The 17,910-nt window shown below is 63.1% G+C and carries 15 protein-coding genes; 6 read left to right on the top strand and 9 right to left on the bottom strand.

Going from position 1 to position 17,910, the window contains the following annotated elements:
* Positions 1-14 precede the first annotated feature (14 nt).
* From ACYQ47_RS26840 to ACYQ47_RS26860, 5 genes are all read right to left on the bottom strand, one after another.
* Positions 15-1,349 carry a hypothetical protein gene (locus ACYQ47_RS26840; protein ID WP_459907774.1) on the bottom strand — a complete coding sequence of 445 codons (1,335 nt, stop codon included), beginning with the start codon at positions 1,347-1,349 and terminating at the stop codon, positions 15-17.
* A complete protein-coding gene (gene mutS / locus ACYQ47_RS26845) occupies positions 1,336-4,038 on the bottom strand; it encodes a DNA mismatch repair protein MutS (RefSeq protein WP_459907776.1) in 2,703 nt (900 codons plus the stop codon). Before mutS ends, ACYQ47_RS26840 begins: the two co-directional genes overlap by 14 nt.
* Positions 4,039-4,250: 212 nt before the next feature.
* On the bottom strand, positions 4,251-4,619 hold the full coding sequence (locus ACYQ47_RS26850) for an ElaB/YgaM/YqjD family protein (RefSeq protein WP_244825565.1): 369 nt from the start codon (positions 4,617-4,619) through the stop codon (positions 4,251-4,253).
* 177 nt (positions 4,620-4,796) lie between these two features.
* On the bottom strand, positions 4,797-6,095 hold the full coding sequence (lplT, locus tag ACYQ47_RS26855; protein WP_459907778.1) for a lysophospholipid transporter LplT: 1,299 nt from the start codon (positions 6,093-6,095) through the stop codon (positions 4,797-4,799).
* A 226-nt stretch (positions 6,096-6,321) separates the two neighbouring features.
* On the bottom strand, positions 6,322-7,125 hold the full coding sequence (locus tag ACYQ47_RS26860) for an inositol monophosphatase family protein (RefSeq protein ID WP_244825561.1): 804 nt from the start codon (positions 7,123-7,125) through the stop codon (positions 6,322-6,324).
* A 318-nt stretch (positions 7,126-7,443) separates the two neighbouring features.
* Here ACYQ47_RS26860 and ACYQ47_RS26865 point away from each other — a divergent pair, with 318 nt between their 5' ends.
* On the top strand, positions 7,444-8,220 hold the full coding sequence (locus ACYQ47_RS26865) for an RNA methyltransferase (RefSeq protein ID WP_459907781.1): 777 nt from the start codon (positions 7,444-7,446) through the stop codon (positions 8,218-8,220).
* A gap of 142 nt (positions 8,221-8,362) precedes the next feature.
* Positions 8,363-9,148, top strand: a complete 786-nt coding sequence (cysE, locus tag ACYQ47_RS26870) for a serine O-acetyltransferase (RefSeq protein WP_309843536.1) — start codon at positions 8,363-8,365, stop codon at positions 9,146-9,148.
* Positions 9,149-9,248: 100 nt separating this feature from the next.
* On the opposite strand, the gene ACYQ47_RS26875 is transcribed toward cysE, so the two are convergent.
* From ACYQ47_RS26875 to ACYQ47_RS26890, 4 genes are all read right to left on the bottom strand, one after another.
* On the bottom strand, positions 9,249-10,058 hold the full coding sequence (locus tag ACYQ47_RS26875; RefSeq protein WP_459907784.1) for a UDP-2,3-diacylglucosamine diphosphatase: 810 nt from the start codon (positions 10,056-10,058) through the stop codon (positions 9,249-9,251).
* Positions 10,059-10,069: 11 nt separating this feature from the next.
* The gene (locus ACYQ47_RS26880; RefSeq protein ID WP_244825556.1) at positions 10,070-10,561 is read right to left on the bottom strand and encodes a peptidylprolyl isomerase; all 492 of its coding nucleotides are present in this window, start codon (positions 10,559-10,561) and stop codon (positions 10,070-10,072) included.
* Positions 10,562-10,633: 72 nt separating this feature from the next.
* On the bottom strand, positions 10,634-11,221 hold the full coding sequence (locus ACYQ47_RS26885) for a peptidylprolyl isomerase (RefSeq protein WP_244825554.1): 588 nt from the start codon (positions 11,219-11,221) through the stop codon (positions 10,634-10,636).
* Positions 11,222-11,357: 136 nt separating this feature from the next.
* Entirely contained in the window at positions 11,358-12,158 is an 801-nt protein-coding gene (locus ACYQ47_RS26890; protein WP_459907787.1) for a tetratricopeptide repeat protein, read from the bottom strand.
* A gap of 544 nt (positions 12,159-12,702) precedes the next feature.
* Between ACYQ47_RS26890 and cysS the strand changes: the two genes are divergently transcribed.
* The 4 genes from cysS to tilS all read left to right on the top strand — a co-directional run bounded on the left by cysS (position 12,703) and on the right by tilS (position 17,739).
* Positions 12,703-14,100 (top strand): cysteine--tRNA ligase, encoded by a 1,398-nt coding sequence (gene cysS / locus ACYQ47_RS26895; RefSeq protein ID WP_459907789.1) that lies wholly within the window; start codon positions 12,703-12,705, stop codon positions 14,098-14,100.
* Positions 14,101-14,147: 47 nt separating this feature from the next.
* A complete protein-coding gene (locus tag ACYQ47_RS26900; protein ID WP_250492554.1) occupies positions 14,148-15,212 on the top strand; it encodes a DNA-3-methyladenine glycosylase family protein in 1,065 nt (354 codons plus the stop codon).
* A gap of 118 nt (positions 15,213-15,330) precedes the next feature.
* Positions 15,331-16,302 (top strand): acetyl-CoA carboxylase carboxyltransferase subunit alpha, encoded by a 972-nt coding sequence (locus ACYQ47_RS26905; RefSeq protein WP_244825547.1) that lies wholly within the window; start codon positions 15,331-15,333, stop codon positions 16,300-16,302.
* Positions 16,303-16,314: 12 nt separating this feature from the next.
* The gene (tilS, locus tag ACYQ47_RS26910) at positions 16,315-17,739 is read left to right on the top strand and encodes a tRNA lysidine(34) synthetase TilS (protein WP_244825545.1); all 1,425 of its coding nucleotides are present in this window, start codon (positions 16,315-16,317) and stop codon (positions 17,737-17,739) included.
* Positions 17,740-17,910: the final 171 nt, after the last annotated feature.

The raw sequence follows: 17,910 nt of genomic DNA on the forward strand, positions 1-17,910 counted from the left end.
CTTGCTGCGCTTTTTTAATATCGATTGCTTTCGTTCGAGCCTTGAGGCGCTGCACCGTTCTGTACGCCCGATGCCGGCAATGGAAACAATGGCGGCATGGATTGCGGCGTGAAGACCGGTGGCAGGTCCGATGCAGGCGGCTGCGGTAAGGAAGGTGGCGCGGGCAACGGAGCGGGAAGGTCATCGCGCGGCAAGGCGGGCGGCGTGGATGGCGGCACGATGGGCGCCGCATAAGAAGACGCACCCAGTGGTGCAGACGAACCGCTCGATTGCGCAGGTGCTTCGTTTTGCTGATCGCTGCTGTCGCGCTTGCGGACATCGCTCACGTTGCGCACGCGCAGCCGGAATGGCGGATGCCAAGAAGCATCGCTCTGAACTTCGAGCCACTGCGTTTGCGGTTTCTTCAACGCAATGGCAACCCGCGTGAGATTCGTCACCACCAATCCCTTGTCGTTGTGCAAGGGCTGATCGATATGAAAGCCGCTCGGCTCGCTCGCGTCGCCGCCATGAATGACGATCACCGGTCCGCGAAACGTCTCCGCCGCTTTCACGAGGCTGCGCTTCAGTTCGAGAAAGCCGTCGCGTACCGGGTTCGTGCGCGAAAAGCGCAGCCACGCAAAACGATCGCGCTTTTCATAGCGCGCGAAATCCGGATCGCCCTGCATGAGCACGACGAGCGCGCGCATGCCCGAACGTCGCGCCGATTCCGCCGCATGTTCGAGCCAGAACGTGGTCGCCACCGCGCGATCCTCGAACTCGCCGTTGCGCCCGCCGGCCGTCAGGTAGTGATTGTTCGGGCTCGGCGCATTGAGTCCGATGAACGCGACGCCGTTCGCTTGCCAACGCACGATCTCGCGGAACGAGCGAAAGCGCGCGACATCGCTTTCGCGTGCGAGCGTGAGCGGGTTCTGTCCAAGTGAGCCTGCATCGCCGAAAAATTGCTGACGCACGAAATCGAGCCGTTCGACCGGATCGTATGCGCCTGAGCGCGCCGAGCCGCAATCGGCCCAGTCGTGTTCGCCGAGCAGCATGATGAGCGGCGTGCGCGATGCATCGAGAAGATCGTGACGCGACTGATACACGCTGTCGCGGCATGCTTCGGCCGGTCCCTTCAGATTTCCGTCATAGACGATGAACGCCAGATTCCGATCGCGGCCGATGGCATCGAGCATTTGCCGCACGGGCGCTTCGTCGGCGGGACGCGAAAGAGAATCGGCAATGACGGCGAAGGTCAGCGGCCCGTTGTCTTCGCCTTGAGCGTGGGCGTGCGTGAGCGCGGCACCAAGCAGTGCCGCCGCGCAGAACGCGCGCATTAGATTGCCCGCCGAGAGGCGCTCAACGCGCGTCATCCGCCGCGGACTTCGCCATGTCGTGCAATTCGAACAGCAGTTCGAGCGCATCGCGCGGACGCAACTCGTTCGGATCGAGTGAACGCAGCTTGTCGAGTGCGGGATGCTCGGGCGGCGCGTGAACCGGCGATGCTTCCGGCTCGTCTTCATAATGGTAAGCCGGGCTCGCGAAGAGATCGTATTGCGGCGTCGGCTGGCCGATGGACTGCTGCTCCAGATGCGCGAGATGCTTGCGCGCCGCGCGGATCACCGCGGACGGCACGCCAGCCAGTTGCGCGACTTGCAGACCATAACTCTGATTGGCCGGACCTTCATTGACCGAATGCAGGAACACGATGCCATGATCGTGCTCGACGGCCGAAAGATGCACGTTGGCCGCCTGCGTAAACTCCGTGGGCAGTTGCGTGAGCTCGAAGTAGTGCGTGGCGAAGAGCGTGTAGCAGCCGTTATGCGTGAGCAGATGGCGCGCGATGGCCCATGCCAGCGCGAGGCCATCGAACGTGGACGTGCCGCGCCCGATTTCATCCATCAGCACGAGGCTGGATGCGCTCGCGTCGTTGAGAATGGCGGCCGCTTCGGTCATCTCCACCATGAACGTCGAGCGCCCGCCCGCGAGATCGTCCGCCGCACCGATTCGCGTGAAGATGCGGTCCAGCGCGCCGAAGCATGCGCGCTTCGCCGGCACGTAGCTGCCGACGTGGGCCATAAGCGCGATCAACGCCGTTTGCCGCATGAAAGTGGACTTGCCGCCCATGTTCGGACCGGTGATGAGCAAGAGCTTGCGCTCTTGCGACAGGCAACAGTCGTTGGCGATGAATTGCTCGACCTGCGCCTCGACCACGGGATGCCGCCCTTGTTCGATATCGATGCCCGCACCCGCGGCGAACTCGGGCGCGACCCAGTCGAGCGCATGCGCGCGTTCGGCGAAAGCGCCGAGCAGATCCAGTTCGGCGAGCGCTGCCGCGACGCGCTGACAATCTGCAATAAATGGCAGCAGATTTTGCAAGAGCGCGTCGTAAAGCAAGCGTTCGCGCGCGAGCGCCCGCTCTTGCGCCGAAAGCGCTTTGTCCTCGAAAGTCTTGAGTTCGGGCGTGATGTAGCGCTCGGCGTTCTTGAGCGTCTGCCGGCGCCGGTAGTCGTCGGGCACCTTGTCAGTCTGTCCGCGCGTGACTTCAATATAGAAGCCATGCACCTTGTTGAACTCGACGCGCAAATTGGTGATGCCCGTACGCGCGCGTTCGCGGGTTTCGAGATCGATCAGGAACTGATCGCAGTTCTCCGAAATGTCGCGCAACTCGTCGAGGTCCGTGTCGTAGCCGCGCGCGATCACGCCGCCGTCCCGGATCAGCGCGGCAGGCTCGGGCGCGATGGCGGCCGTGAGCAAATCGAGACACTCGCGCGGCGGTTCGAGCGCTCCGCCAATGCGCACGAGCGCCGCCGTCTGCGCGGGCACGGCTGCCACCAAGGCGCGCAGATCGGGCAGGGCGGCGAAGGTATCGCGCAGGCTCGACAGATCGCGCGGACGCGCCGACAACAGCGCAAGACGCCCCGTGATGCGTTCGATGTCCGAGATCTTGCGCAACGTGCTTCGCAACGCGTCGAGACCGCTCGCGGCGGGCGCATCGAGCAATGCGCCGATGGCATGCTGACGCGCCTGCGCAATCGACGTATCGCACGGCGGATGATGCAGCCAGTGACGCAACAGACGGCTGCCCATGGTCGTGCAGCAGGTATCGAGAAGCGAGAACAGTGTGGGCGATTCCGTGCCGCGCAACGTCTCGGTGAGTTCGAGATTGCGGCGCGTGGAAGGATCGAGCCCGATGTACTCCGACTCGTATTCCACCTTCAGGCTGCGCACGTGGCGCAACTGCTGGCCTTGCGTGGCGGCCGCGTAGATGAGCAGCGCACCCGCCGCGCCGCACGCGCAGGTGAGGGTCTGCGCGCCGAAGCCGTCGAGGCTCGCTACATCCAGTTGTTCGCCGAGACGCTTGGTGCCGGAGCTAACGTCGAAATGCCATGCGGGCACGCGCGTGGTCGCCGTGAGATTCGTCACGCCGAAGGAAGCGCGCGTGTCGGTGACGGTATCCGCGATAAGCGTTTCCGCCGGACGGATGCGTTCGAGCGCCGTGCTCACTTGCTCGGGCGCGACTTCCGCGAGCCGCAGCGCGCCGCTCGCGAGATTGAGCCACGCGAGGCCGACGCTCGTCACCACGCCGCGCCGGTTATGCATGGGGCAGAGCGCAAGCAGATAGACGTCGCTTTTATCGGCGAGGAGCGCCGCGTCGGTCAGCGTGCCGGGCGTGACCACGCGCATGACCTTGCGTTCGACCGGTCCTTTCGATGTCGCCGGGTCGCCGATCTGCTCGCAGATCGCCACCGATTCGCCGAGCTTCACCAGCTTGGCGAGATATTGCTCGCATGCGTGATGCGGCACGCCCGCCATGCGGATTGGATTGCCGTTCGACGTGCCGCGTTGCGTGAGCGTGAGGTCGAGCAGGCGCGCGGCTTTTTCGGCATCGTCGAAAAAGAGCTCGTAGAAGTCGCCCATACGATAAAAGACGAGCGTGCCGGGATGCTCCGACTTGATGCGCAAGTACTGCTGCATCATGGGAGTGTGCTGCGCGATATCCGCCGGAAGCGCGGCCGCTGCATTGGAGAAAGGTTCGGGAGTTGCCGTTTGATTGCCCATCTTGCGTGCGGTAAGTGCAAAGACGCCGGGCGCAGCGTGCGTTCAGCCGCGCGCCAACTGATAGGGCATGAGTTTAACCTGTCGGGCACGTACGAGAGGAGTCGGCCGAACGGGCTAGGGTCGAGTACGTGCTCCAGTAGCCGATAAAAGAACGAAGGCGCCGGACTCGCCGGCGCCTTCTCAGAACCACGCAACGCTAAAAGCGCTGATCCTTATGCGCGTCCGGCCAGAAATCCGACCAGCAGCGCGAGACCCGCCACCGCGCCCAGCGTATGCCACGGCTTGTCGTGCACGAATTCGTCGGCGTAGCCTGCGGCATCGCCGAGCTTGCCTGTCAGTGCCGTACTCGCGCCGTCGATTTGCGAACGAGCGGTCTTGAGCTTCGATTGCAAGTCACGGCGCAGCTTGTCGCCGTCGATATCCTTGCCGCTCTGGATCGAGCTTTCGAGGTCATCGAGCAAACTGCGCAACTGGCTGCTGGCCGAATCGACTGCATCGCTCGCACCGCGCACGGCGCGCTGGCCCACGTTGGCTGCGCCATTGATTTTGCTGTCGAGCGTCGAACGTGTGAACAATCCCATTTCCTTGCTCCTTATTGACGTGCCGAAAAGAGTCGCACGACGCGAACCCGCATGTATTGCAGCGTGCCGCGTCTGATGCTCTGTCTACCAGGTTTTTCGCGGTTGCCCGCGACCGATTGCACAGGCCACTGGGCTTTGCGGCCTGGTACGAACCCAGGATACACTCGGTAGCAAGCTTCATTCCTCGACGAGAGCGCCGAGATCCACATCGCGTTCGTTTTGCGAATGGCGGCGCATGGCGAGCGCCATCATCACGCCGACGAACACGCCGAATATCACGATGATCCATTGCACCGGAACCTTGATCGTGAGGAGCAGCGCGTAGGAGCCGAGCATGGCCAGCACGGCGATGTTCTGATTGAAGTTCTGCACGGCGATGGACGCGCCCGCGGACAAAAGCGCGGCGCCCCGGTGCTGAAGAATCGCGTTCATCGGCACGATGAAAAAGCCCGCGAGGCCGCCGAGCGCGATCATCAGCGGATACGCCATCAGAATATAAGCGGGCGCGAAGAGCGGCCCGATATGCACGCCTGCATTGGCAGGGAACATGTCCTTGTTGTAGAAGGCCATGGCCACCGATACCGCGCCGATCAGCACGCCCACCGGCAGAACCTTGAGCGACTGCCGCAAGACGATCCATGCCGATGCCGCCGCCGCGCCCAGCGCAATGCCCACGCCCGTCACGCCCTGCAACACGGCCGCTTTCGAGAGCGAAAGGCCGAGATTGGCGTCGGCCCACTTGAGCACGAGCAGTTGCAGCGTAACGGCCGCGCCCCACAGGAGCGTCGTGACCCAGAGCGCGATCTGCGCGAGCTTGTCGGTCCAGAGCACCTTGAAACTGTGCGAGAAGTCGCCGACGAGGCGCGTCGGCTGGTTCAGCAGATTCGGGTAGCGCGCGCCGGTATCGGGAATGAACGCGTTGATCGCGGCCGCCGACGCGTAGATCAGCATGACCGTGAACATCGCGGCGTGCGCGGCGGTGTGCATCAACGGCACGTGCGCGTTCTCGACCCAGCGCGCCACGACTTGGCTCACGAGCGCGCCGCCGATCACCGTGCCGAGGATGGTCGATCCGACCGTCGCCGATTCGAGCCACGCGTTCGCCGCGATGAGCTTTTGCGGCGGCAGCAGTTCGGTCAGGATGCCGTACTTCGCGGGCGAATACGCGGCCGCGCCGAGGCCGACCACGCCGTATGCAATCATCGGATGCACGCCCGCGATCATCAGCGCGCAGCCCGCGGCTTTGAGCGCATTGGAGATGAACATCACGTGGCGCTTTTGCAGGGCATCGGCGAATGCACCGACGAAAGGCGCGAGCACCACGTACGACACCGTGAAGAAGATCTGAAGCAGCGGCGTGACCCACGGCGCCGATTGCACGACGGCAAGCATGGCGATCGCGGCGATCAAAAGCGCGTTGTCCGCAAGCGACGAGACGAACTGCGCGGCAATGATCGTGTAGAAGCCTTTTTTCATGGCAAAACGAGAGTTGGCGCGCGTCGTGCGGCGCGCGCCGGGGTGTGTTCGGGGGAAACGGACAGCCAAGGAGCGTGCTGTGGCGCTTGAACCTTGCCGCGTGCGCGAAAGATTGCACTGTATCGGAGCGGCGGATTCGATGCAGGAAGTGATGCAGCGTGGCGATCGAAGAACGAGGAAAACGCTAGGCGGGCACGCTCGCGCGTGCCCGCCAACCCAAACGCCCTTACTCTCCCGTCAACCGCGTGCGCGAATGCGGATCGAGCACCTTGATCATCTGCGCGTACACCTTCGGATTGGCCGCGACGATCTCGTTCTGGAACAGGAAATCCGATTCGCCCGTGTAGTTGCCGACGAGACCGCCCGCCTCCGTGACGAGCAGACTGCCCGCAGCCACGTCCCACGGATGAATGCCTTGCTCGAAGAAGCCGTCGAGACGGCCCGCCGCGACATTGGCGAGATCGAGCGCCGCCGCGCCCGGACGACGCAGGCCCGCGCACGACAAGGTCATTTCGCTGAAAAGGCGCATATAGCCGTTCAGGCCCTGGCCGTCACGGAACGGAAAGCCCGTGCCGATGAGCGCATCCGAAAGACGATCCAGCTTGCCCACGCGAATGCGACGCTCGTTCAGATACGCGCCACGGCCGCGCGATGCCGTGAAGAGGTCGTTACGCGTCGGGTCGTAGATCACGGACTGCGTCACGATGCCCTTGTGCACGAGCGCGATCGACACGCAGTAATACTGAAAACCGTGGATGAAGTTCGTGGTGCCGTCGAGCGGGTCGATGATCCACTGGAACTCGGAGTCGCGATCGTCCTTGCCGGATTCTTCGGCAAGAATGGAGTGATCGGGATAAGCGGTGTGCAGCGTCTCGATGATGGCGGCTTCGGACGCCTTGTCGACTTCCGTCACGAAGTCGTTGTGCTGCTTCTTGCTGATCTGGATACGGTCCAGGTCCAGCGATGCGCGGTTGATGATCTGTCCGGCGCGGCGCGCGGCCTTGACAGCGATATTGAGCATCGGATGCATGAGCGAAATCCTTTGACCGCCGTGCACGGGCAGGAACCGCGAGCAGGCGAATTAAATGAGCGACAACGACTTTGTCGACGAAAGACGAATTGGATAAGAGCGGGGCGCGGCGCCAGGCAAAGTTGAAGAGGCGAAACGCAAGCGCGCTATTTTACCCGAAACGCGCCTTTTGGCCGGACGCGCGAACCAAAAAGCCGCCAACATCGCCGACAATCGCTAACATAGCGGACTGTGTGTACCCGTACGCCATTGATGCGCGACGAGACGCAATACCGACGCGCACGAACCATTCAGCAACACGCAAAGCACCATTCATCCTTGGACACCAACCAATTCATCGCGCCCGCGGGCGGCTTCACGTCGACCCGTTTCATCCTCGTCGAGCCGAGTCATCCTGGCAATGTCGGCGCGGCGGCGCGCGCGCTCAAGACCATGGGCTTCGCGCGCCTCGTGCTGGTCGCGCCGCGAGTGGCCGACGTCAAGAACGAACCCGAAGCCATCGCGATGGCAAGCGGCGCCGACGACGTGCTCGCGAGCGCCCATGTCGTCGATACGCTCGCCGATGCGCTCGTCGGCGTGCGCTGGTCCGTCGCGCTCACGGCGCGCATGCGCGAGTACGGTCCGCCGCAGATGCCGCCACGCGCACTCGCCGAACGCGCGCACGAACTCGTGCGGCATGGCGACATCGCGCTCGTGTTCGGCAACGAGCGCACGGGCTTGTCCAACGCGGATGTCGAGCGTTGCAGCGCGCTTGCCCATATCCCGGCGAATCCGGCGTATAGCTCGCTCAATCTGGCGCAGGCGGTGCAGGTCCTCGCCTACGAATTGCGCGTCGCGTTTCAGGAGCCCGCGTCCGAACTCACGCTCGTCGAGCCGGCCGCGCACGTCGCGGGCGCATCGAGCGATGAGATCGAAGGCATGTACGCGCATTTCGAAGAAGCGCTCGTCGCGCTGGAATTTTTGGATCCCGCCAATCCGAAGAAGCTGATGTCGCGCGTGCGGCGGCTCTTCGCGCGCTCGGGACTCGAGCACGAGGAAGTGAATATCCTGCGCGGCATCGCCAAACATATTCTCGCGCGCGTCGAAAAACCCTGAACGCGATGTGGCTGCAAGCAACCGTGCTTGCAGCGGGGACAATCGTGCAGAGTCCGTCCGAGTGACTCTACAATCGCCAAAAATATAAGCTTTGCGCGCGCGGTCATTTGGGCTTCGCGCCTGACCCCATCGAGATCACGACATGTTCCAACGACTTCGCGAAGATATCGCCGCCATCCGCGAGCGCGATCCCGCCGCTCGCAGCGCTGTTGAAGTCGTGACGTGCTATCCCGGCCTGCATGCCATCGTGCTGCATCGTTTCGCGCATGCTTGCTGGCGCGCGCAGTGGCGCTGGCTCGCGCGTTTCATCTCGCAGATGGCGCGCTTTCTCACTGGCATCGAGATTCATCCGGGCGCGACGCTCGGCAGGCGCGTGTTCATCGATCACGGCATGGGCGTGGTGATCGGCGAGACGGCCGAGATCGGCGACGACTGCACGATCTATCAGGGCGTGACGCTTGGCGGCACGTCGCTCACGCGCGGCGCGAAACGGCATCCCACGCTGGGGCGCGGCGTGATCGTCGGCGCGGGCGCAAAGGTGCTCGGCGGCTTTACGGTCGGCGCGGAGGCGAAGATCGGTTCGAACGCGGTCGTCGTGAAGCCGGTTCCGGCGGGCGGCACGGCGGTGGGCAATCCGGCGCGCATCGTGATGCCGGCGGTGCAGCGGCCAAAGGAAACCGCGCGTGAAGGCTTTTGCGCTTACGGCATCACGCCGAACGCGGACGATCCGGTGTCGCTGGCCATTCACGGTTTGATCGATCACGCATCGACGCAAACGCAGCGTGTCGATGAAATCGTCGCCGCGCTCGAACGTCTGGGCGCGCGCGTGGAAGCGCTCAATGGTGCCGGCGGAGCGGGGCTCGTGGACTTGAAGCGCTTGTGCGCGTCGATGGAAGGGAAGGTGGAAAGCGAACTCGCGCAGCGGTAATTTTTTGTGCCGCTGCGGCGCGTGAGAGCGTGAGTGCAGTTCGAATTTCGCGCTCGCACGGCAACGGCTGCGTGGCGAACCCAAGAGTCATGCACCAGAACTACAACGGCAGCGCGCGAATCCCTTCCTCGTCAATCTGCAGATACCCGCCGCGCGGTTCATCCATATCCAGTTCCCAATCCGGCAACACCCAGCGCGCGCCTTCCACTTCCCGATGCATCGCCGGACGATGCGTATGTCCGTGGATCATCGTATGCGTGCGGCTGCGGATGAAAAGCTCCGACACCGCCTTGCGCGTCACGTCGTATTTCGGCGATTCGCCCTGCATGCGCGCGCCCTCGCTGTTCGTGCGCATGCGCTGCCCGATGCCGAGCCGCGTCTTCAGCGGCAACGCGAGAAACGCGCGCTGCGCGAACGGATTGCGCGCGAAGCGCCGAAAGCGCTGATAACCAGGATCGGCGGTGCAGAGCGCGTCGCCATGCGCGAGGACGATGCGCGTGCCGAACGCGGTCATGGTGAACGGATCGGGCAACGGAAGTGCGCCGGCTTCCTTCATGAAGCGCTTGCCGAGCAGAAAATCGCGATTGCCATGCATGACATATAACGCGATGCCGCGCTCGGTGAGCGTATGCAAAAGCTTCGTCATGCGGCGCGCGAAGCGGGCGCGCTCGTCGGCGACGGCGTCATCCAGGATATCGTCGCCGACCCAAAATTCGAACAAGTCGCCGAGGATGAAAACCGAGTCCGCGCCGCTCGCCGTGACTTCGATGAAATGCTCGAACGCGGCGACCGTCTTTGGAATCGCCTCGCTCAAGTGCAGGTCGGAAATGAAAAACAGCGGGCGCGCGTTGTGCGCTGCGCCCGCTGCTTTTTGCGCGACCTCTTGCCTGAAAGACTTCGTGTCGATCATGCGTGCCGTGTTCAGACCACCACGGCCTTTTCGATCACGACGTCGTCCACCGGCACGTCCTGATGAAAGCCCTTCGAGCCGGTCTTGACCTTCTTGATTTTCTCCACCACGTCGAGACCTTCGACCACGCGGCCGAACACGGTGTAGCCCCAGCCCTGCGGCGTCGGCGACGAATGGTTCAGGAAGTCGTTGTCCTTCACATTGATGAAGAACTGTGCGGTTGCCGAATGCGGGTCGTTCGTGCGCGCCATGGCAACCGTGCCGTTGTCGTTCGTGAGGCCGTTGTTGGCTTCGTTGTCGATGGGGGCATCGGTCGGCTTTTGCTTCATGCCCGGCTCGAAGCCGCCGCCCTGAATCATGAAGCCGTCGATCACACGGTGGAACACGGTGTTGTCGTAATGACCCTTCTTCACGTAGTTGAGGAAGTTCTCAACCGACTTCGGCGCCTTTTCAGCGTCCAGTTCGATCTTGATGACGCCGTGGTTCGTATGTAGTTCGACCATGATGATTTCTCCGGTATGTTGATGATTGACGATGGGCGGCGTTCACCAAACGAACGCTGCCGGGTTGTGCATTTATTGCGAGACCACGGTAGCCGACTCGATCACGGTCGGCTTTTGCGGCACGTCCTGCATTGGGCCGCGCGTGGTGGTCGGGCTCGCTTCGATCTTCTTCACGACATCCATGCCCGAGACGATCTTGCCGAACACGGCATAACCGTTGCCGTCGGGATTCGGGAAGTCGAGTCCTGCATTATCGACCGTATTGATGAAGAACTGCGCCGTGGCGGAATTCGGGTCGCTGGTGCGCGCCATGGCGAGCGTGCCCGTCGTGTTCTTCAGGCCGTTCTTGCTTTCGAGCGCGATGGGCGCGCGCGTGGGCTTCTCGGCGAAACTCGTGCTATAGCCGCCGCCCTGGATCATGAAACCCGGAATCACGCGATGAAAGATCGTGCCCGAGTATTGACCGGACTTCACATAGTCCAGGAAGTTCGCGACCGTCTTCGGCGCCTTCTCCGGATACAGCTCGACCTTGAAGTCACCTTGCGAGGTATGGAACAGCACGGTCGGATGCGCGCCCGTGGCGGATTGCGCCGCCTGTGCGTAGGCGGGCGCGGTAGCGATCAGGGCAGCGCTGGTAAGCCCCAACATCAGCAATTTCATGAAGGATCGGTCCTCGGGTGATGAATGCAAACGAATGCAGATAAGCAGCCGCAATCGCGGCCGACCGACAGCTTACCGCCTGCACGCGCGAGTGCGCCAATTGGCATTGTCCGACGCCGCGCCGTGGTCGCGTGTCTCAAGGCTGCGTCTGCGGCGCGACGTAAGGCGCGGTCGGGAACGGCCCGGTTGCGCCGCCGTACGGCGAGTACGAATCGGGTGAGGGCATGGTCGACAGGCCGGTGCCGCTGTCGGTGCTGCCCGAGCCTTGCGCGGGCGCCCATTCACCCGATGGCGATTGCGGCGCCGTCGTGGCGCGCGTGCCCGAGGCGCCATTCGCCGCAACGCCGCGACGAACCGGTGGCGGCGTGATGATGTTCTGAATGGCCGTCACGCGCTGACGCGTGAGCGGACTCGTCGAGCCGAGCGATTGCGCGCGTTTGTACGATTCGCTCGCGAGCCGCAGATAAAGATCGCCGAGATTGTCGTATGCGAGCGCGTAGCCCGGGTTCGCCTTGACCGCCGTTTCGAGCGCGGCGCGCGCTTCTTCGTAGCGGCCTTTCTTGGCGTAGAGCGCGGCGAGGTTGTTATACGGCTCGGGCAGTTCGGGATACGCCTGCGTGAGCTCGGTGAAGGCCACGATGGCGTCGTCGTCGCGGTTCAGGCGCGCAAGCACGGTGCCGCGCTTGAACTTCGCCTGCACGTCGGTCGGATTGGTGGCGATGCGCGCATCGAGTTGCTTGAGCGCGGCGTTCCAGTCTTGTCCGGCGATGGTCGAGTCGATCTGCGGCGTGCCGTCGGTGGTGGATTTCGCGAGCTGCGCGAACGCCGTGGTCGAGATGCCGACCGAAGCCGCCATGCTGATGACCGCGATCGCGCCGGCACGCATGAGCGTGTTCCTCGCGATGTTGCGGGAAAGAGAGAAGAGGTGCGAAGGCATGCGCGCGCGAGCGTGAGTCACTTGGAATCGATTCAAGGAATGAAGCAGCGAAGGGATCATAACCGGGCTTGATGGATGAGCGGCCGGCAAGCGGCCGGCAAGCGGACAACCAGGCGTCGAAGCAAGTCAGCGAAGCATGCGGCAACTTGGCCGACAAGCCCGCCGCAAAAGGCCGCGGGCTTGGTTCGAGCGTCACGCGCGAAGTCCGTCGCGCGGCACGCCGGGCACTTCATGGGCACAGGCCCCGGTGTTATACTCCGACCCATTCTAACAAAAGGTCCGTACGTTTCGCGCACGCGCCGGCTGCTTGCAGCTATCCTTTGCAAGTGCATGTATTGCCCGGTGTATCGAAGCAGCGTTGCGAGGCATCGGACTCGTTGGACTTTCTTGTTGGACTTTCCTTTTCAGCCACTCGTGGCCGTCTTCGTTCTGGTCGCATGACCGTCGTGTCGCTTTCGCGAGTGCGCCTTGGCCGTAAAGCCCGCATCGACACGCCGCATGCAATGCCATGCACGAATGTTCCGGGTTCACGCACTGTCTCTCTATGAATTCGCTGCGCATCTACAACACGCTCGCGCGTGACAAGCAATCCTTCACGCCGCTTCGCGCTGGCGAGGTACGCATGTACGTCTGCGGAATGACGGTGTATGACTATTGTCACATCGGCCATGCGCGCGTGATGGTGGTGTTCGACATCGTGCAGCGCTGGCTGCGCACGCTCGGCTATAAAGTCACGTACGTGCGCAACATCACGGACATCGACGACAAGATCATTCGTCGCGCGGTGGACAACGGCGAGCCCATCAAGGCGCTCACCACGCGCTTCATCGCGGCCATGCACGAAGATGCCGATGCGCTCGGCGTCGCGCGTCCGGACCTCGAGCCGCGCGCAACCGACTTCATTCCGCAGATGCTCGGCATGATCGATGCATTGCAGGCGAACGGCTATGCCTATCACGCGAAAGACGGCGACGTGAACTACGCCGTGCGCAAGTTCGCTGACTACGGCAAGCTGTCGGGTAAGTCCATCGAAGACTTGCGCGCGGGCGAGCGCGTCGCCGCCAACGACGCGAAGGAAGATCCGCTCGACTTCGTGTTGTGGAAGCAGGCGAAGGCCGGCGAGCCGCAGGACTCGGGCTGGGACTCGAAGTGGGGACGCGGGCGTCCGGGCTGGCACATCGAATGTTCGGCCATGGGCTGCAGCTTGCTTGGCGACCGGTTCGACATTCATGGCGGCGGCCAGGACTTGCAGTTCCCGCACCACGAGAACGAGATCGCGCAGAGCGAAGGCGCGACCGGGCAGACGTTCGTGAACTACTGGATGCACAACGGCTATGTGCAGATCGACAACGAGAAGATGTCGAAGTCGCTTGGCAACTTCTTCACCATTCGCGAAGTCCTTGAAAAATTTGATGCCGAAGTTGTGCGTTTCTTTATTGCACGGGCACACTATCGGTCGCCGCTGAACTACAGCGACGTGCATATCGACGATGCCAAGAACGCATTGACTCGCCTCTATACGGCGTTGAAAGATGTCGAGCCGGACAATCGGCAACTTGACTGGAACGAGGCGAACGCGCAGCGTTTCCAGTCTGCGATGAACGACGACTTCAACACGCCCGTGGCGGTCTCGGTGCTGTTCGATCTCGCGAGCGAAGTGAACCGCACACGCGACACTTCTCTCGCGCGCCAGCTCAAGGGTCTCGCCGGCGTGCTGGGTCTGCTCGGCCGTGAGCCGCGCGCTTTCCTGCAGCAAGCAGGCGGCGCGGCTTCGACCGAAGGCCTCGCGCCGCAAGAGATCGAAGCGAAGATCGCCGAACGCGTTGCCGCGAAGCAGGCAAGGAACTATGCCGAAGCAGACCGTATTCGGGCCGAATTGCTCGAAGCCGGTATTGCGCTTGAAGACAAACCGGGTGGGTCGACCGAATGGCGCCGCGTGTGAACGCAGCCCTTCATACCCTCTGATCGACTCACCAGGCAGGAGGCACGATGGCAACGGCCAGGAAGACGCCGGTCAAGCGACCCGCGTCTGTCAGGAATGCATCGCCCGCGACGAAGCGAACGCGCGGCGAGCAAGCGACGACAAGCACGCTCAAGAGTGATGGTGCAAGAGCTTCGGCTCAGAAGGCAGTCAAGCGCGCGGCACTCAAACGTAGCGACGGCACGCGTCTGAACGGCGTAAGCCGTGAGGACGTAAAAGCGGATGCAAAAACGGACACGAAAGCGATCCGCGCATCCGCGCGCGTGACAAAAACGCGCAGCGAGGAAGCGGAAGCGTCGCCCGTCAAGGCGAACGGACGCGCGCATGCCGGCGATGCCACGAACGCGCAAGCGCTCGTCGCCGACAAGGAGCGCGGTGAAGTCGTGCGCAAGTCGCGCGTCGTCACGGCGGATGCCGAGGTGCCCGTGCAGATCGGCGGACTCACGCGCGAAGTCGTGCGTCCCGATTACTGGGACAAAGCGTGCGCCGACCTGATGAAGCGCGACCGCATCCTCAAGAAACTCATTCCGAAGTTCGGCCAGATGCATCTCGTGAATCTGGGCGATCCCTTCTCGACGCTCGCGCGTTCGGTTGCTGGCCAGCAGATCTCGGTGAAGGCCGCGCAAGCCATTTGGGAGCGCGTGAAGGGCGCTTGTCCGGATGTCGTGCCGGCGCGTTTCATCAAGCTCGGCCCGGAGAAGCTTCAGGCGTGCGGCTTGTCCAAACGCAAGACGGAGTACATTCTCGATCTCGCGCAGCACTTCGTATCGGGCGCGTTGCACGTGGATACCTGGGCGTCGATGGACGACGAAGCCGTGATCGCCGAACTGACGCAGATTCGCGGTATCGGGCGGTGGACGGCGGAGATGTTCCTCATCTTCAACCTGGCGCGCCCGGACGTTTTGCCGCTCGACGACCTCGGTCTTATTCAGGCGATCAGCGTCAACTACTTCAGCGGCGAACCTGTCACGCGCAGTGAAGCGCGCGAAGTGGCTGCTAACTGGGAGCCGTGGCGCACGGTTGCAACGTGGTACATGTGGCGCAGTCTCAATCCGATTCCCGCGGACCATTAAGAACCGACTAAAAGATTGGCGAACTATCGTTGATTTATAATCGATAGTTCCCGCGCGCATTTATCAGGGACGGACGCGGTTAAAATACGCCCTGCCCGATGTTCTAGGACTCGAACACATGAAGACCACGTTTCTGGATTTCGAGCAGCCGATCGCTGAACTCGAAGCGAAGATCGAAGAACTCCGCTTCGTTCAGGACGATTCCGCTGTCGATATTTCGGAAGAAATCGAGCGGCTGTCGAAAAAGAGCCAGCAGCTCACCAAAGATCTGTACGCGAATCTGTCGCCGTGGCAGGTATCGCAAATCGCGCGGCATCCGCAGCGTCCGTACACGCTCGACTACGTGAACGAGTTGTTCACGGACTTCCATGAACTGCATGGCGATCGTTCCTATGCGGACGATCTCGCCATCGTCGGCGGTTTTGCGCGTTTCAATGGCCAGCCGTGCATGGTGATCGGCCATCAGAAGGGCCGTGACACCAAGGAGCGCGCGTTGCGCAACTTCGGCATGCCGCGCCCGGAAGGGTATCGCAAGGCCGAGCGCCTCATGCGTCTCGCCGAGAAGTTCAATCTGCCCATCTTCACTTTCGTCGATACACCCGGCGCGTATCCCGGCATCGGCGCGGAGGAACGCGGGCAGTCGGAAGCCATCGGGCGCAATCTCTACGTCATGGCGGAGTTGAAGACGCCGATCATCACGACGATCATCGGCGAGGGCGGTTCGGGCGGCGCGCTTGCCATCGCCGTGGCCGACACCGTCATGATGCTGCAATTCTCCACGTACTCGGTCATCTCGCCGGAAGGCTGCGCGTCGATCTTGTGGAAGAGCGCGGCCAAGGCGCCGGAAGCCGCGGAAGCGCTCGGGCTCACGGCGCATCGGTTGAAGGCGCTGGGTCTCATCGACAAAATCGTGAACGAACCGCTCGGCGGCGCGCATCGCGACCCGAAGGGCATGGCGGCGCTTTTGCGTCGCGCGCTTGCCGATTCCCTGCGCCAGTTCCAGGGCATGAGCGTGCAGGATCTGCGCGAGCGCCGCTTCGACAAGCTGATGGCGTACGGCAAGTTCAAGGAAACGCTGCCGGGCGCGTGATCCGCGTTCCTCATGGCGAACTTCGACACTGAAACCCCGGCCGGCCGCCTCGTTATCGAGGCGTTGCGCGGCGCTTTGTCGGAGGCGGCGCTGCCCGCCGACTCGCTACTGGCCGTCGCGCTCAGCGGCGGTCTCGACTCCACGGTTCTTCTCGATGCCGCCGTGCGCTGCTTCGGCGCATCGCGCGTGATCGCGCTGCATATCCATCACGGCCTGAGTCCTAACGCGGATGCGTGGGTATCGCATTGCGAGGCGCTGGCTGCCTCGCTCGATGTGCGATATGCGTCGCGTCATGTCGATGTCGTCCGCATGGGCGGCGAGAGTCTCGAAGCCGCCGCGCGCGATGCGCGTTATCGCGCGCTCGACGATCTCTGCGACGAGCAAGGCGCGGCGGCGCTTCTGATTGCGCATCACGCCGACGATCAGGCCGAAACCGTGCTGCTGCAATTGCTGCGCGGCGCGGGCGTCGCGGGCCTCGCGGCGATGGCGCCGCAGCGTCTTCACGCAAGCGAGGTGCTGCGTCTGCGTCCGTTGTTGCGGCTGCTGCGCGCGCAACTCGAGCAATACGCGCATGAGCGCGACCTGAGCTGGATCGAGGACGAATCCAACGCCGACACGCGTTATGCGCGCAACGCGCTGCGGCATGACGTGCTGCCGGTGCTCGCCGTGCATTTCCCCGGCTTTCGCGATGCGCTCGCGCGCACGGCGTCGCATGCCGCTTCGGCGCAACGCTTGCTCGACGAGCTGGCGGGCATCGACATGGAAAAGGCGCGGCACGCGGAAGAAGGCGCGCTCGCGCTCGATGCGCTGCTCGCACTCGACGACGAACGCGCGACCAATCTGCTGCGCTATTGGATGCGAGATCGCGGCTTGCAGGCGGCATCCACCGCGCGTGTCGCGGACATTCTGCGTCAACTGCACGCAGCCGCCGACGCGCGCGACGGGCACGCGCTTCGTATCGATCATGTGGGACACGCGCTGCGGGTTTATCGCAATGCGTTGTTCTGGGAGAAGGCCGACAGCGCCGATGCACCCGATCTCGACGACGGTCCGAGTCAAGCGAGAGCGTTGGTCGAACTGCGCTGGCAGGGCGAGGAAGTCTGGCGTTTGCCGCAGTGGCGCGGGTCGCTGGTGTTCGAGCCTGCCGCCGAACCGGGCGATGACGTCATCGCCGAAAGCGTGTTGCGCGCCGCGCCGTTGAGCGCGCGTTCACGCGCGGGCGGCGAGCGTTTGCGCGTTGCATCCGATGCGCCTAGCCGCACGCTCAAGAATCTCTTTCAGGAGCGCGGCGTGCCAGCGTGGAAGCGCGATGTGCCGCTCATCTTCATCGGCGCGTTGCTGATGTTCGTGCCGCTCGTCGGCGTGAATCGCGAAGTCGAAAACGCAAAGGGGCCGTGGCGGCGGTTGATCTGGCGGCCGGATTTGTTGATCGCCTAAGGGGTGCGGTGTCCGCCTGGTAACGAGTTTCTAGTACGGGAGGGCAGCAACTTGCGCCTGCCTCTTTTCGGGATGCTCCGCCGCAAACCCGTTAAAATAGACGCCCAGCCGCTTCATCTTGTAATTTCGGCTTCGATCCGGTACCGTAGCTCGTTTGTCCGCTTGGCGTTT

Source organism: Caballeronia sp. HLA56, from assembly GCF_054655155.1.

Excerpts from the sequence above, each read along its gene's own strand:
- ACYQ47_RS26840 (WP_459907774.1), bottom strand. The coding sequence starts at position 1,349 with ATGACGCGCGTTGAGCGCCTCTCGGCGGGCAATCTAATGCGCGCGTTC.
- mutS (WP_459907776.1), bottom strand. The coding sequence starts at position 4,038 with ATGGGCAATCAAACGGCAACTCCCGAACCTTTCTCCAATGCAGCGGCC.
- ACYQ47_RS26850 (WP_244825565.1), bottom strand. The coding sequence starts at position 4,619 with ATGGGATTGTTCACACGTTCGACGCTCGACAGCAAAATCAATGGCGCA.
- lplT (WP_459907778.1), bottom strand. The coding sequence starts at position 6,095 with ATGAAAAAAGGCTTCTACACGATCATTGCCGCGCAGTTCGTCTCGTCG.
- ACYQ47_RS26860 (WP_244825561.1), bottom strand. The coding sequence starts at position 7,125 with ATGCATCCGATGCTCAATATCGCTGTCAAGGCCGCGCGCCGCGCCGGA.
- cysE (WP_309843536.1), top strand. The coding sequence starts at position 8,363 with ATGTTCCAACGACTTCGCGAAGATATCGCCGCCATCCGCGAGCGCGAT.
- ACYQ47_RS26875 (WP_459907784.1), bottom strand. The coding sequence starts at position 10,058 with ATGATCGACACGAAGTCTTTCAGGCAAGAGGTCGCGCAAAAAGCAGCG.
- ACYQ47_RS26880 (WP_244825556.1), bottom strand. The coding sequence starts at position 10,561 with ATGGTCGAACTACATACGAACCACGGCGTCATCAAGATCGAACTGGAC.
- ACYQ47_RS26885 (WP_244825554.1), bottom strand. The coding sequence starts at position 11,221 with ATGAAATTGCTGATGTTGGGGCTTACCAGCGCTGCCCTGATCGCTACC.
- ACYQ47_RS26890 (WP_459907787.1), bottom strand. The coding sequence starts at position 12,158 with ATGCCTTCGCACCTCTTCTCTCTTTCCCGCAACATCGCGAGGAACACG.
- cysS (WP_459907789.1), top strand. The coding sequence starts at position 12,703 with ATGAATTCGCTGCGCATCTACAACACGCTCGCGCGTGACAAGCAATCC.
- ACYQ47_RS26900 (WP_250492554.1), top strand. The coding sequence starts at position 14,148 with ATGGCAACGGCCAGGAAGACGCCGGTCAAGCGACCCGCGTCTGTCAGG.
- ACYQ47_RS26905 (WP_244825547.1), top strand. The coding sequence starts at position 15,331 with ATGAAGACCACGTTTCTGGATTTCGAGCAGCCGATCGCTGAACTCGAA.
- tilS (WP_244825545.1), top strand. The coding sequence starts at position 16,315 with ATGGCGAACTTCGACACTGAAACCCCGGCCGGCCGCCTCGTTATCGAG.